The organism is Rhodococcus sp. IEGM 1354, assembly GCF_030056855.1.
Lineage (GTDB): Bacteria > Actinomycetota > Actinomycetes > Mycobacteriales > Mycobacteriaceae > Rhodococcoides.
On record NZ_JASHKT010000007.1, the window covers coordinates 270468 to 284856 of the forward strand.

A 14389-nucleotide genomic window follows, 5' to 3' on the forward strand; every position below is an offset into this window, starting at 1 on the left:
TGTTCGTAGTAGGAGAAAGAGTTGTCAGGAATCGAGCGCCGCGACCTCGACGAGGGTGTCGGAGAACGTCGGAGCGTTCCCGAGGTCGGCGAACACCGTCGGATTGAGCGACGCCGGGGTCGACAGCGACAGCATGTTCTTGCGCCATGCACCCATCGCGCAGACGGTGACACCCTGCATGACCGACTTGTCGAGCTTGGCAACGACGGTGAATTCGCCGCGATCGTTGAAGACCCGCACCACGTCACCCGAAGCTATTCCCCGCCGTTCGCCGTCGACAGGGTTGATCAGCAGGGTCGGCTCCTTCTGCACTTTGCGGTGCATGTCGAGATTGCCGAAGCTCGAATTCAGGTACGCGTGCGACTTGGGCGTGAGCAGATTGAGTGGATACTTTTCTGCCAGTTCGGGATTGGCTCTGGATGACTCGCGCGGCGGAATGTAGTGCGGGAGCGGATCAACCGGTTGTCCCGGCTGGTGATCGTTCGATCCCTGCCGGAACAGCGGCAGCACGAAGTTGCCACCCGCCGCCGCCGAGGACACGAACTCCGTTTTGCCGGACGGCGTCCGGAAATTACCCTCTGCGTGCGGTGCGTACTCGTCGGGACCGGGGAGATTGAGTCGCTGCCACCCGAGCTTTTTCAACGAGTCGATCGTGATGCCCTCCATCGCCGGAGAATTCCAGTCGTAGGAGAGGGCGAGGAGTTCCTCATCGGTTCGTGAGAACACCGGTTCGGTGAAGCCCATCGCTGCGGCGAGTCGGCGAAACAGCTCGGTATTGGGCACGGCCTCCCCGAGGGGCTCGATCGACCGGTTGTTGTACGTGACGAACAGGTGACCCCAGGAGAAGTTGATGTCGTCCTGTTCCAGCTGGGTCGTGGCGGGCAGGATGATATCGGCGTAATCGGCTGTGTCGGTGATGAAGTGGTCACTGACGACTGTGAACAGATCCTCCCGGCTGAGCCCGTCGATCATGCGCTTCTGATCGGGACACACCACCACCGGGTTCGAGTTGTAGACCATCAGTCCTTTGAGGGGCGTATCGAGATTCAGCCCGCCGGTCAGCGCCTCTCCCAGCTGATACAGGTTGATCACGCGCGTACCCGGAGTCTGCAGGTCCGTCTGCAGAAACTCGGGCCAGTTCACCGGAAACGCCCACAGCGGCAGCTGCAGGATGCCACCACCGGGCTTACGCCAGGCCCCCACCAACGACGGTAGACAGGAGATGGCCCGGACGCTCTGACCGCCACCGGCACTGCGCTCGATGGCGACGCCGATCCGAATGACGGAGGGCTGATCCTGTGCGTATTCCCTTGCCAGCGTGTAGATGTCCTCGACCGGAATGCCCGTCTCCTCGGACGCCCATTGCGGGGTGTATTGCTGCACCCGCTCGGCCAGTTCGTCGAAACCGATGGTGAAGCGTTCGATGTAGTCCGCGTCGGTCAATCCCTCGTCGATAATCACGTGCATCATTGCCAGGGCCAGAGCGCCGTCGGTGCCGGGACGAATGGGGATGTACCAACTCGCAGCCTTGGCGGTTCTGGTCTTGACCGGATCGATCACCACCACCTTGGCACCGCGCTTCTTCGCCTCGGCCACGTACGGCCACAGGTGCAGGTTGGTGCTCATGGTGTTCGCCGCCCAGATCAGAATGAACTTGGAGTGGACGAAGCTCTCGGGGTCGACACCGGCCGTGTCGCCCACCGTCATCGCGTAGGCCGTGCACGATCCGGCATCGCAGTAGGTACGCTCGGCAACCGTCGCCCCGAGTCGGTTGAAGAACGCATCCCCGACGTTGAGCCCCTGCGTGATTCCCTGGGTGCCGAGGTAGTTGCACGGCATGATCGCCTCGGGGCCGAATTCCTCGGCGATGGAGGTGAATTTCTCGGCGATGGTGGCAACGGCCTCGTCCCACGAGATCCGCTCGAACCGTCCCGAGCCCTTGGGTCCGGATCGCTTGAGCGGGTACAGCACTCGGTCCGGGCTGTAGACCTTGTCGAGATAGTTGTCCACCTTCACGCAGAGGCCACCGTTGGTGTACGGGTTGGTCTTGCTCCCGCTGACGCTCGTCGCCACCCCGCCCTCGACGGTCACGACCATCGAGCACGAATCCGGACAATCCTGCGCACAGGCCCCGAGAACGGTGAGTGCCGTCGGGCGGTCGGTCGGGGCGTCGTGTGAGCGCGTATCTTCCTGAACGGTCGTCATGGGTGCTCCTCGGCATGGATATCACTGGTGTGTGTTATCCGTAGCCTGCACCGGGAGGACGCCCCCGACAGGACGCCGAGCGCCGTCTACTTTGCACTCTGCGCCCGAAGGCTCACCGCTCAGATCAATCCTTGTTTGCTCGCGGCATAGACGGCCTCGGCACGGCGGGACACCGCGAGTTTGCGCATGATGTTGCTGACGTGAAACTTCACCGTCGTCGCCGAGATGAACAACCGCGTTCCGATCATGTTGTTGGACAGGCCCGTTGCCAGTAGCCGGAGCACTTCGAGCTCCCGCTCGGTCAGCCGCTCGATGCTGCTCGGTGTGCCGTTGAGAGAACGAACGACGGCCGACGCGCTCCGGGAATCGAACGCACTCTCACCGCGCGACACCGCGCGGATCGCGCGAACCAACTCGGTGGTGTCGACGTCCTTGACCACGTATCCCCGAGCACCGGCATGCACGGCTTCCACCACCAGACGATCGTCGAGGAACGTCGTCAGGACGAGCAGACCGATTCCGTTGTGTGCCTTGGCCAGCTGTGCACACAGAGCCAAGCCCTCGTAGTCCGAGCTGGCCGAGAGCTTGAGATCCATCAAGACGATGTCGGGCTCGACCCGTGCGACGACGGCCAAACCCTCCTCCCGCGTGGACGCCTCCCCCACGACCGACAGGTCCGATTCGCGTTCGAGTACCGAGCGTAGCCCGTCCCGAAGAATGGCATGGTCGTCGACCAACACGATGCGGACCGTAGGTGCCGCCACCTGCCCTGCGCCCGTGCGAACCGTCGGAACGCTCACTGTTTTTCGCCTTTCTCGGATGAGTCGTGGAACGGAATGCGCACCGCCACGCGCACACCCCCGGTACGGGCACGGCGGATCTCGAGAACCCCGCCGTGTTCGCGGGCGCGAGTCGCCATGTTCGCCAACCCGCGGTGGCGGCCGTCGACGTCGGTCGACTCGGCCATGTGGAGCATCATGCGCAAGTGGGCCGGATCGCCGTCACCGTCGTCGGCGATCGACAGCTGTACCTGATCGAGCGAATAGCTCAAGCGAAGAATGGCCCGGGATGCATGACCGTGCACCGCAGTGTTGAACAACGCCTCTCCGGCGATGCGGAGCAAAGCATGCTCGCATTCGCTGCTCAACTCGACGGGAGTTCCCTCGACGCGCAGCGAGACCTGTAGCTCGTCGGGCATATGGACCACCGAAAGCTGTTCGAGCATTTCGGGAAGCGACGTACGGTCGGCGTCCTGAGGGTGATTGAGCGCGTAGATCGCCGACCGCAGCTGATCCACTGCCCGACGCGTCAGATCCTTGGCCAGATCCAGCCTGTCACTGCGCTCTTCGGCCGAGATCTCGCTGCGACAGACCTCGATCTGCATACCGGCCGACAACACGGCCTGGGTCACACTGTCGTGCAGTTCGCGAGCAATCCGATGGCGTTCGTCGTCGAGGACCTGATGCCGATGCGCGGCACCCAGTTGTCTTTGCGTCAGCAGGAGTTCGGCATTGCGGGCTGCGAGGTCGGCTGCCGTTCGATTCGCCTCGGCGTAGGCACTCTCGGTGCGCTCGAGGAGTTGTCGTCGGCTCTGGAACAGAGCCGAATTCTGCAGAGCCACCGCAGTTTGGCTGGCAAGGATGCTGAGCACCGCGGCGTCGGTGGCGTCCAACACACGTTGCTCACCCGTCCATGCCGCAAAAGCGCCCACGACACCTCCGTCGTACGCGATCGGTACGAAGGCGTGATGAGCGGAGATCACCGGGGTCAGCCCGTCGCCGCATGTCGACTGTCGGATCGACTCGAGGCAGTCGACGACGTCGTCCGGCAACGGTGGCCCTTCGACGTTGTCGACCAGAAACGGTGTGGCGTCGGGTCCGAGAACCAATCGGCGAGGGCCGGCGTCGGGGAACGCCCCGTCGGCGAGAGCGAACACGACCCAGCGTGCACTCAGATGAGCACGTGCGGCCTCGGCCACAGCGCACACCAGCGTTTCCGGACCGTCGACCGTGCGCACCAGCGCTCGCGAGATCAGTTCCAGCGCATAGACAACGCGTTCCAAACGTTCTGCTGCGCCTCGATACTGGGGGTAGAACGTGTTCTTGCCCGAGCGCAATCCCGTCAGCAACGAGAGGTCGGGTCCGGACGTCACAGCGCACTCCGGAACAGATCGACCATCTCGCGGTGCGTGGCCGAGCGCGGGTTGGTGGACATGCAGGCATCACGTAAGGCGTTGGTGGCCAACACATCGAGATCGGACTCGGCGACACCGATCTCGGCCAGGCCGGCCGGAACACCGACCTGACGAGCGAGGCGGTCCACCCGATCGGCCACGGCCATCGCGGCCTCCTCCGGCCGTGCGCGGCCTTCGGCCAGCCCGAGACTCGTCGCGATGGCCACGTACGGCAACGGATCCTCGGCAGCGTTGAAGCGAATGACGTGTGGCAGCAGCACTCCGTTGATCACCCCGTGCGGGAGGTCGAGCAGTCCGCCCACCTGGTGGCTCATCGCGTGCGTTGCCCCCAGTATCGCGTTCGTGAACGCCAGGCCGGCTTCCAGACTTGCCTGCGCCATCGACCCCCGTGCAACCATGTCGGTCGGCTCGTCGACGGTGCGAGCCAACTGTGACATCACCATCGTGATGGCTCGGAGAGCATGATGGTCGGTGAGCTGGTTGTGCCCGAGCGACACGAACGCCTCTATCCCGTGCGTCAGAGCATCCAAACCCGTTGCCGCGTTCAGCCATTCGGGCATCGTGGTCAGCAACATCGGATCGATCACGGTGATGTCCGGAACGAGCGCCCGGCCGAGGATGGTGATCTTGGTCGAGCGTGCGGTGTCGGTGACGATGCAGAACTGCGAGACGTCGGCTCCGGTGCCGGATGTCGTCGGCACCATCACCAGAGGCGGGATCGGCCGAGTGGCCCGATCGACGCCCTCGTAGTCGAGTATTCGACCGCCGTTGCCGGCGAGGACGGCAATACCCTTGGCCGCATCCATGACCGACCCTCCGCCGATCGCCACCAACACGTCGCAGCCGAAGTCCGCGTAGTAGCCGTGTCCGGCCTCGATCTCGACGTCCTTCGGATTGGGCGTCAATGCGCTCCAGACCTGGGGCTCTAGCCCCTGCGCAAGAAGGAGGTCGACGAGCTGTCCGGCCCAACCGCTCTCGATCAACCCCGAGTCCGTGACGAGCATCGGCCGTACCCCACCGAGGCGACGCGTCGCATGGGCGACCTCGCCCAGCGAATCGGGACCGAACACGATCTCCGGCGCATGGAACTTGAGGACACGCGGCGTCTCGGCTCGGGTGCGCCGAGTATCGAGATCGTGCAGCGCCTTGCCGACGTTCGCAGTAGCTGCCTGGTCCACCGTTCAACCCTCGCTGTCCTTCGATCCGAACACGATCCGGACCTGTGATTCAGGTTACAACCTTACGAGCGCAGCGGGTCCGTTCCCACCAGCCCCGGGCCAGGTTCCTACCTACCCGATCGGGTAGGTACTTGGCGTGATCGCTCGGTTCAGGACAGCGCGTGCCCCAGATCGGCGGCCTGCGCCGCCAACTGTTCCCCGTCTCGTGCCACCACCACTCGATCGCAGAATTGCTCGTACTCCTCCATCGAGCACGCAGCCTGCGCCCAGTAACGACGAGCTTCGGGAGTGATCCAGGCGATCCGATGCACCTTGGACCGAATTTTGTCCAACGCATCGAGTCCGGGCGGCCGTCCGTTGCACCGACCGTCCCCCACGATGATCACGGCAGTGCGCTTGTTCAATACGTCCCCGTGCGAGTCCAGCAGGTCCGCGAAGGTCCTGCCGTAATCGCTGCTCGCTTCGAGGTCGAGTCGCGCATCCGCGAGTACGGCAGCCAGAGCTCCGTCGCCCGTGCTCCCGAGCAAGGTGGTCGTCACGTCCACCGGAGAATCGACGAAGCCCATCACCGTGCAGCGATGCGCCCGCGAGTGCATCGCTTGGGCAAGCCGCAACGTGAATGCGGTGATGGGGCGAACCGACAACGATACGTCCGCCAGTACCAGTAATCGAACCTTGCCCGGAACCGGCGTCCTGGTGACCAACCGAAACGGAATGCCGTCCGTGCGCAAGCTCGACCGAACCGTACGCCGCATGTCGAGCGGGCCTCGTGAGTGTTCGCGAGGCCGCGGCCGTGGCGTACCGCGCATGTGCCGCAACACTTCGTGACTTGCGCGCTCGATCTCGGCATGAGAGTCCAGCGCCCGCCCCACGCCGTCGACCGGCACCGGTGACGACATCGTCCCGGTCAACTTACCCAGAGCTGCGACGAAAGCTTCGACGGCATCGGTGATCCTGGCCAACATCGCCGCACTCAGCGGAGCCGCATCGCTACCGTCTCCGTACACGCTGCGCGGATCGTAGGCATCGAACCATGCCAGGATGTTTGACGGATCCTCCCAGTTCAGTTGCCCTGCAACCGCTCCGCTCGTGCTCGACGCCAACTCCCCTGCCGCCGTCGAACCGGAACGCTCCAGATCGACGGTGTAGGTCACTCCCCGTCGACCCATGTCCCCGTCGGTATCGATGGACAGGTCGTGATCCTCCGACGACAGACTGATGTCGTCGTCGTCCTTGTGCGGGTTGAAGCCCTTGTCGGCCTCGGGGGCGTCGAGTAGATCTCCGATCTCGACGGCACGCTCGTTGTATTCGGCGTACTTCGCCGCCTCCTGGTCGGCTCCCACGTCGAGATCGGTCGGGAGGCCGCCGGCCACCTGTGCACCGACCGGCGAAGCACTTTCGCCGACAACAGCATTCGGGCCGACTGCGAACAGCGAGTCGAACGCGAGATCGAATCCCTGCTGTTCGTGATCGTACTTCGCACACGTGGCGCGTAACGCTGCGCGCAGAACCGTCAGGTCACGTGCCCCCAGGAGCCCGAGTACGCGTCGTACTTCGATGACCTCGGCCGGCGACGCCGCCACTCCGAACCGCCGCAGCGTTCGGCCGAACACTGCCGACAGCACGTCGAGTACCACCGACGGAGCCAACGGCTCGACCGCAGTCATCGTCGAATCCCGATGCCGCCCTTGTCCCGTCCACCATGACCCCGGAACGCCGTCGCGGTCGTATTGACGACGGCTCCGAGAGATGTTGCTGCAGAGTCCGTCTCCATAACCGGACCCGCCATTGCGATCTTCATGTCCGAGGAGTATTTGACCAGCGCGGCGAGCAGATACTTGCGGGTGTCCTCGGTGTGGCCGAGGACCGACGCGATACGAGCCGCGTCGATGACCTCCGAGATCGACGGGCTCTTGCGCAGCGGCAGCGCCCGCAGTTCTGTTGCCAATGCCACGATCTCGGCTGCGACCTGGGCGGGTACCTCCGGGGCGCGGGCAGTGACGATCTCGCGTTCCCGCTCGGCGGAGGGGTAATCGAGATGAAAGTGCAGGCACCGGCGTTTGAGGGCAGAGGACAGCTCGCGAGTGTCGTTGGAGGTCAGAATGACCCAGGGATCACTTCGCGCGGTGAACGTACCCACCTCGGGAATGGTCACTTGCTTCTCGGCAAGCACCTCGAGCAGCAGCGCCTCCATGGATTCCTCGGTGCGATCGACCTCGTCGACGAGAAGAACCACCGGCTCCTCGGACAGAATCGATTCCAGCAGCGGACGCACCGAAAGGAACGGCTCGGAGTACAGGCCGAAGTCCCTGGCGGCGAGCAGCTTCGAGGCGTCGTCGATGTCGGTGACGTGCTGGGTCAGCGCACCGATGTGTTCACGCAGCATCTGCACGTGCAGAAGTTGTTTGGCGTAATCCCACTCGTACAGGGCTCGGTTGTCGTCGAGCCCCTCGTAGCACTGCAGGCGTACCAGCTTGCGGCCGCTCGCCGCAGCAAGCGATTTGGCAAGCTCGGTCTTTCCGACACCCGCGGGTCCCTCGAGCAGAAGGGGGCGATCGAGCGCTGTCGCGAGATGCACCACGGTGGCGAGATCGTCGTCGGCGATGTAGTCCTGCTCGGCGAGCGCCCTCCGCAGATCGGCAGCGTCGGTGAATCGAACGGTGTCGGTGTCGTCGCTACGCACTGTCGACAGCGTGGTCATGTGTTTCCCTTCGGACGGCGGCTGCGCCGCATGTGAGCGGAACTTCGTACCCTGCTACGAAGTTCCACTCACATGGGTGGCGGTTAGTACGACTCGTTGATCGCGTGCGAGACGACGGGAATCATCGACTCGACGGTGACCTCGCGGGGGTTGCCCGGGGTGCACCAGTCTTCCTGGATGTGCTCGGAGATCTTCAGAACCGACTTCTCGTCGCCCTTGATCACGTCGCCCTTGCCGGCGTACTTGCCGGTGTTCATCCGGTTCTTGTCGTACGTCGCGGAACGGATCGATCCGAAGTTGTCGGGAATGCCGACGTCCTTCGCGAGCCTGATGGCAGCTTCGACGGCCGCGTCGGCCGCCTGGACGGTCGTCATGTTCTTCGTGTCGACACCCATGGCGACGGCGATCTCCGCATAGCGCTCGTAGCGTGAGGGCAGGTTGTACTCCCACACGCGCGGCAATGCGATGGCGTTGTTGAGGCCGTGAGCGCTGTCGTAGAACGCACTGATCGCATGGGAAATCGAGTGGATGACACCGAGTCCGCCGGAGTTGAATGCCTGCGTGGCGATGTACTGGGCGTTCATCATGCCCTCGCGAGCCTTCAGATTGCCCGGGTCGTAGACGGCCTCGCGAAGGTGCTTGGACACCAGGCCGATCGAGTAGATCGCGTTACCCAGCGACGGCGCGAAATCGAGACGCGAGACGTACGGCTCGGCACCGTGGGCAAGAACGTCGAAGCCACAGAACGCGGTCCACTGCTGGGGGCAGGTGTAGTAGAGCAGCGGATCGTCCAGTGCCAGAGTCGGTGTCGACGCCTCGTCGAAGGCGAGCCACTTGTGCGGCTTCTCCATGTCCGAGGTATCGGTGATGACGTAGGCCCAGGACGTCTCCGAACCTGTTCCGGCAGTGGTAGATACGGCGATGTGCGGAGGGTTCTGCTTGTTCGTCGACTTGGAGAAGCCCTCGAACTCGTTGATGTTGCGGCCGTCGTGGGCAACGACGACGCGGATGCCCTTCGCCGCGTCGTGGCTCGAGCCGCCACCGACGGAGATGACGCTGTCGCACTTCTCCTTCTGGTAGAGCGCGGCACCGTCCATGACGTTGTAGTCCTTGGGGTTCGACTCGACCTTGTCGTAGAGAACCACCTCGACGCCCTGGTACTCGATCTTGCCGATCAGTTCCTCGATGATGCCGGACCCGCGCAGACCAGTCGTGACGAGCAGCGAGCGCTTGAACCCGAGTTCCTTGGCCTCGACACCGATCATGTCGTGGGCGCCGACTCCCAGCTTGGCGCGCGGCAGCGGGTGAAACTCCTTGATGGGGAATTCCCAGATCTGATTGAGCTCGATAACCATCGGTGTCTCCTCGGTGAGTGTGGTCAGGAAACGCCGGGAATGTGTGATCGGCGTCTCACTGATGACCACCATGGCCGCACGGAGAGGAGATCGGAACACTTGCAGGGCAGAACCCTTCCAACACCGCTGCCGGACTATCCGATTGGGCAGTACGTGGTGCCCGTCCTCGGGAGGGGCGTTCGAAGAGTGATTGCTGCGCTATCGATTTCGTCGCTGCACAACCGAGAACCCGACAACCGAGATCAGTGCAAGAGCTATGACGAACGCCCCGTACACCTCGACCGTGGTGCTCAATCCGAGACGGTGCACAGCGAGACCGGCGATCACCGCAGGCAGGCTGAAGGCGAGGTAGCTGATGACGAATGTCGTGGCGAACACGCCACCTCGCTCCGCAGCGGGGACCAACGAACCGAGTGTGCGCATCGCACCGAGAAACGTTGCTCCCCAGCCCGATCCTGCGACGACAGCGCCGACGAAGTACAGCGCGACCGACCTGATTTCGACCGACACCAAGGTCAGCGCGACGCCGCTTGCGAGCACCGACGCGCCGATCATCATCACCGTGCGAGGAAGCCCGTTGCGCACGACGACAGCTGCTACCGAGCCCGAGGCGAACAGCGAGAAGATCTCCAGGCCGCCCACGATGTGGTTGTCGATACCGAAGACGGTGCCGATGATCGACGGGCCCAGCGAGAGGTGGAACCCGCCGAGCGACCAGGTCGCGAACAGGGCAGGGGCAATGACCACGAACGGTGCCCGCACCGACTTCGGCAGCGAGGCTCGCGGCAGCAGGGTCGACGCCAGGTGACGTCGGGAATCGAAGCCGCGCATCGCCGACGTCTCCGGCACGAACAGCAGGGCCACAGCCAGTACTGCCGCGGCCGCGATCAACAGGGCGAACACGAGAATTTCGGGTGCCGGCGCCAACTGCACCAGCAACCCGGCCCCGATCGCGCCGAACGCCAGACCGAAGGAGGGAGCGACGCTGTTGAGCAGCGGGCCGGTCGACACGGTGGGCTGCAGATCGATGATGGCCGCGCTCATGGCCCCCGTCGCCGCGCCTGCAGCAATTCCCTGCACGACGCGAGCAGCAATCAGTACCGGAACACTGTCGGCCACGATGAACAACACCAGACTGACGATCAACAGCAGCAGTGACGCGACCAGGATCGGTTTGCGTCCGATGTGGTCCGACAGACTTCCGACCGTGAGCAGAGTCAGCAGCAGCGCGAGCGCATAGACGGCGAAGACGACCGTGAGGGTGATCGCGCTGAACCCCCACGACTGCTGGTACACCGGATACAGCGGCGACGGTGCAGCCGAGGACGCCATGAGCACGATGAAGGCGACGCCGACCACCCAGAAGGCATACCGATGCGAAATCCGCGCCCCTGCTCTGCCCTGTACGTCCCGAGTGTCGACACCGACCATGTGCTCATTCCCTCCACCGCAACGACCGTTACCTCAGTGAAGGACAACGCACGAACGCACCGGGCATTCCCCGGCGGCGTGAAACTACCGGGCTCGCGCACCATCGAGAAGTACCGCTGCCTCGCGGTAACGATGCGCACTGTCCGGTAGCGCGCCTTCGATCCCACTCAGCCACACCGAGACAAGTCCGGTTCCGGTCCGCGCCGAACCGACCTCGTCCGCGCGTCGTACCGTCTGATTGGCCACGGCCGCCGCGCTGTCGAACATTGTCACACCGGCCGGTAAGCACGAGACGATCTCGTCCAGCACCAGCGGGTAGTGGGTGCACCCCAACACGATGGACTCGACGTCGCCGGGTGTGGCGGCCACCGCAGCGTCGATGGCCGCACGTATTCCCAGCGAGTCTCCGCGATCGATCGAATCGGCCAAGCCGTGGCAGGCCACGCTGGTCACTGTTCGATGAGAGGCGAATTCGTCGATCAACCGGGCCTGGTACGCACTTGCAGTCGTTGCCGCCGTTGCCCAGATCGCGATCCGATCACTGACAGCCGCTGCGGGTTTGATTGCCGGGACCGTCCCCACCACGGGGATCGAATCACCGAGCGCAGCCCGCACCTGGCTCAACGCCGTCACGCTGGCCGTATTGCACGGCAGCACCACGACCTCGGCTCCGAGTTCGACGGCATGCCGAGCGGTACCGACCACCCGGTCGATCACCCACGCATCCGGCTTCGGACCCCACGGAGCGTTGTCGGGATCCATCATCAGCACCAGATCGAGCTCGGGACGCGACTCACGCAGGCGAGCAGCCGTCGGGAGCATTCCCAACCCCGAGTCGATCAGTGCGACGATCATGCCAGCGCTTGCTCGACGTCGCCCACCAGATCGGCACCGTCCTCGATACCGACGGACAGACGCACCAGGTCGTCCGGGACCTCGAGCAACGAACCGGCCGTCGACGCGTGCGTCATCGCACCGGGATGCTCGATGAGCGACTCGACGCCGCCCAAGGACTCTGCGAGAGTGAAGATTTCGGTCTTCGCGCAGAAATCGAGCGCGGCCTGCCTGCCGCCGGCCAGCCGCACGGAGACCATGCCGCCGAACCGTCGCATCTGCTTCGCGGCCACCGCGTGAGACGGGTGGGACTCGAGGCCGGGGTAGATGACCTGCGAGATGGCCGGATGCCCGTCGAGGAATTCGACGATCTTCTCCGCATTGTCGCTGTGTCGTTCCATCCGCAACGCGAGGGTCTTGATGCCACGCAACGTCAGGAACGCGTCGAACGGTCCGGGAACGCCGCCGGCACCGTTCTGCAGGAATGCGAATGCGGTATCGAGCTCTTCACTGTCTGTCACCAAAGCGCCGCCGACGACGTCGGAGTGGCCACCGATGTACTTGGTCGTCGAGTGCAGCACCACGTCGGCACCGAGGGACAACGGCTGCTGCAGGTACGGAGACGCGAACGTGTTGTCGACGACCAGCTTGGCCCCACCCTCGTGCGCGACGCCCGCAAGAGCCTCGATGTCACCGACGTTGAGCAGCGGGTTGGTAGGCGTCTCGACCCACACCAACTTGGTGTTCGGACGCATCGCGGCGCGGACCTCGTCGACATCCGAGACCGCGGCCACGGAGTACTCGATGCCCCACTGGGTGAAGACCTTGTCGATCAATCGGTACGTGCCGCCGTAGGCGTCGTTGGGAATGACGAGGTGGTCACCGGGACGCAGCGCCGAACGCAGCATGCAGTCGGTGGCGGCCATGCCCGAGGAGAACGCTCGCCCGTAGGTGCCGGACTCGATGGCTGCGAGGTTGGCCTCGAGCGGCCGACGCGTCGGGTTGCCGGTGCGCGCGTACTCGAATCCGCTACGCATTCCGCCGACCCCGTCTTGCGCGAAGGTGGAGCTGGCGTAGATCGGCACGTTCACCGCGCCGGTCAGTGGATCGGGCTCGTAACCCGCGTGCACCGCCTTCGTGGAAAAGCCCTGCCAGGAGGTGTTGTCTGCCTTGCTGCGCTGCTCACTCATGGCCTCCACACTAATCGGCCCGCGGCGCACGGCAGGGGCGTGGGTAACCTGCGAAGACAACCCCCAGCGGAAAGAGGCACCGTGGCCAACTCCCAGAGCGTCGACGAACTGTTCGCGATCGATTCACTCCTCGACGACGAAGAACGTCAGATCCGGGACACCGTCCGCAAGTTCGGCAACGAACGCATCCGACCACACATCGCCGACTGGTTCGACGAGGGCACCGTTCCCGTGCGTGAACTTGCCAAGGAGCTGGGCTCGCTCGGCCTGCTCGGCATGCACCTCGAGGGCTACGGCTGCGCCGGAACATCGGCGACGGCATACGGCCTGGCCTGCCTCGAACTCGAAGCCATCGACTCCGGCATCCGCTCGCTGGTGTCGGTGCAGGGCTCGCTGGCGATGTTCGCGATCTGGAAGTACGGGTCCGAGGAACAGAAGCAACAGTGGTTGCCGGGGATGGCCGAGGGGTCGCTCATCGGCTGCTTCGGCCTCACCGAGGCCGACTTCGGGTCCAACCCCGGCGGCATGCTCACCCGCGCCAAGCGCGACGGTGACGACTGGATTCTCAACGGCAGCAAGATGTGGATCACCAACGGTCCGGTCGCCGACGTCGCCGTCGTGTGGGCTCAGACAGACGACAAGGTCAGGGGTTTCGTCGTCCCCACGGACACCCCCGGATTCACTGCCAACACGGTGAAGAAGAAGCTGTCTCTGCGCGCGTCGATCACCGGCGAGCTGGTTTTCGACGACGTCCGACTCCCTGCCGACGCGATGCTGCCCGAGGCCCGCGGCCTGAGCGGACCGTTGAGTTGCCTCAACGAGGCCCGGTTCGGCATCGTGTTCGGCGCGATGGGGGCGGCTCGGGACTGCATCGAATCGGCGATCGAATACTCCAAGACCCGCGCGGTGTTCGACAAGCCGCTGGCCGGATACCAGCTCACCCAGGCCAAGCTCGCGAACATGGCCCTCGAACTCGGCAAAGGTCAATTGCTCGCGCTGCACCTGGGCCGACTGAAAGACAAGGGCGAGCTACCGGGCGAGCGGGTCTCTCTCGGCAAGCTCAACAACGTGCGCGAGGCGATCAAAATTGCCCGCGAATGCCGAACCATTCTGGCTGCCAACGGAATCACGTTGGAATACCCGGTACTTCGGCATGCCAACAACCTCGAATCCGTGCTCACCTACGAGGGCACATCCGAAGTCCATCAGCTGGTGATCGGGCAGGCGCTGACGGGCTCCAGCGCTTTCCGCTAGAGCAACACCGTCGTGCGCGTTTTGCGCCCCTCAGGGTACGCAAAACG

At 64.2% G+C, this 14389-nt stretch carries 11 protein-coding genes; 1 reads left to right on the forward strand and 10 read right to left on the reverse strand.

The genetic code is table 11. The annotated features are described in order from the left end of the window. Window positions 1–24: 24 nt before the first annotated feature. The 10 genes from QM588_RS17520 to QM588_RS17565 form a co-directional block, all read right to left on the reverse strand. The gene (locus QM588_RS17520; protein WP_283315165.1) at window positions 25–2205 is read right to left on the reverse strand and encodes a molybdopterin-containing oxidoreductase family protein; all 2181 of its coding nucleotides are present in this window, start codon (window positions 2203–2205) and stop codon (window positions 25–27) included. Window positions 2206–2324: 119 nt separating this feature from the next. Beyond that, a complete protein-coding gene (locus QM588_RS17525; RefSeq protein ID WP_283315167.1) occupies window positions 2325–3005 on the reverse strand; it encodes a MadR family response regulator transcription factor in 681 nt (226 codons plus the stop codon). Continuing rightward, window positions 3002–4357, reverse strand: coding sequence for a MadS family sensor histidine kinase (locus QM588_RS17530; RefSeq protein ID WP_283315169.1), 1356 nt, complete (start codon window positions 4355–4357; stop codon window positions 3002–3004). The genes QM588_RS17525 and QM588_RS17530 overlap by 4 nt, the downstream gene beginning before the upstream one ends. Continuing rightward, window positions 4354–5541 carry an iron-containing alcohol dehydrogenase gene (locus QM588_RS17535; RefSeq protein WP_283315294.1) on the reverse strand — a complete coding sequence of 396 codons (1188 nt, stop codon included), beginning with the start codon at window positions 5539–5541 and terminating at the stop codon, window positions 4354–4356. Before QM588_RS17535 ends, QM588_RS17530 begins: the two co-directional genes overlap by 4 nt. A 185-nt stretch (window positions 5542–5726) precedes the next feature. Further along, window positions 5727–7244: a MadC family VWA domain-containing protein gene (gene madC, locus QM588_RS17540; protein WP_283315170.1), complete on the reverse strand. Its 1518-nt coding sequence runs from the start codon at window positions 7242–7244 to the stop codon at window positions 5727–5729. Beyond that, the gene (locus QM588_RS17545; protein ID WP_283315171.1) at window positions 7241–8278 is read right to left on the reverse strand and encodes a MadB family AAA-type ATPase; all 1038 of its coding nucleotides are present in this window, start codon (window positions 8276–8278) and stop codon (window positions 7241–7243) included. Before QM588_RS17545 ends, madC begins: the two co-directional genes overlap by 4 nt. 83 nt (window positions 8279–8361) lie before the next feature. After that, window positions 8362–9633 carry an NDMA-dependent methanol dehydrogenase gene (gene mdo, locus QM588_RS17550; protein WP_032376592.1) on the reverse strand — a complete coding sequence of 424 codons (1272 nt, stop codon included), beginning with the start codon at window positions 9631–9633 and terminating at the stop codon, window positions 8362–8364. Window positions 9634–9831: 198 nt separating this feature from the next. Beyond that, a complete protein-coding gene (locus tag QM588_RS17555; protein WP_283315173.1) occupies window positions 9832–11064 on the reverse strand; it encodes an MFS transporter in 1233 nt (410 codons plus the stop codon). Between the two features lie 84 nt (window positions 11065–11148). After that, the gene (locus QM588_RS17560) at window positions 11149–11919 is read right to left on the reverse strand and encodes a glutamate racemase (RefSeq protein WP_283315176.1); all 771 of its coding nucleotides are present in this window, start codon (window positions 11917–11919) and stop codon (window positions 11149–11151) included. Continuing rightward, window positions 11916–13088, reverse strand: a complete 1173-nt coding sequence (locus tag QM588_RS17565; RefSeq protein WP_222074839.1) for a cystathionine gamma-synthase — start codon at window positions 13086–13088, stop codon at window positions 11916–11918. Before QM588_RS17565 ends, QM588_RS17560 begins: the two co-directional genes overlap by 4 nt. A gap of 81 nt (window positions 13089–13169) precedes the next feature. On the opposite strand from QM588_RS17565, the gene QM588_RS17570 reads away from it, so the two are divergent. Then, a complete protein-coding gene (locus QM588_RS17570) occupies window positions 13170–14342 on the forward strand; it encodes an acyl-CoA dehydrogenase family protein (protein WP_283315180.1) in 1173 nt (390 codons plus the stop codon). The last annotated feature ends 47 nt before the right edge of the window (window positions 14343–14389 follow it).

Excerpts from the sequence above, each read along its gene's own strand:
- QM588_RS17520 (WP_283315165.1), bottom strand. The coding sequence starts at position 2,205 with ATGACGACCGTTCAGGAAGATACGCGCTCACACGACGCCCCGACCGAC.
- madC (WP_283315170.1), bottom strand. The coding sequence starts at position 7,244 with ATGACTGCGGTCGAGCCGTTGGCTCCGTCGGTGGTACTCGACGTGCTG.
- QM588_RS17545 (WP_283315171.1), bottom strand. The coding sequence starts at position 8,278 with ATGACCACGCTGTCGACAGTGCGTAGCGACGACACCGACACCGTTCGA.
- mdo (WP_032376592.1), bottom strand. The coding sequence starts at position 9,633 with ATGGTTATCGAGCTCAATCAGATCTGGGAATTCCCCATCAAGGAGTTT.
- QM588_RS17555 (WP_283315173.1), bottom strand. The coding sequence starts at position 11,064 with ATGGTCGGTGTCGACACTCGGGACGTACAGGGCAGAGCAGGGGCGCGG.
- QM588_RS17560 (WP_283315176.1), bottom strand. The coding sequence starts at position 11,919 with ATGATCGTCGCACTGATCGACTCGGGGTTGGGAATGCTCCCGACGGCT.
- QM588_RS17565 (WP_222074839.1), bottom strand. The coding sequence starts at position 13,088 with ATGAGTGAGCAGCGCAGCAAGGCAGACAACACCTCCTGGCAGGGCTTT.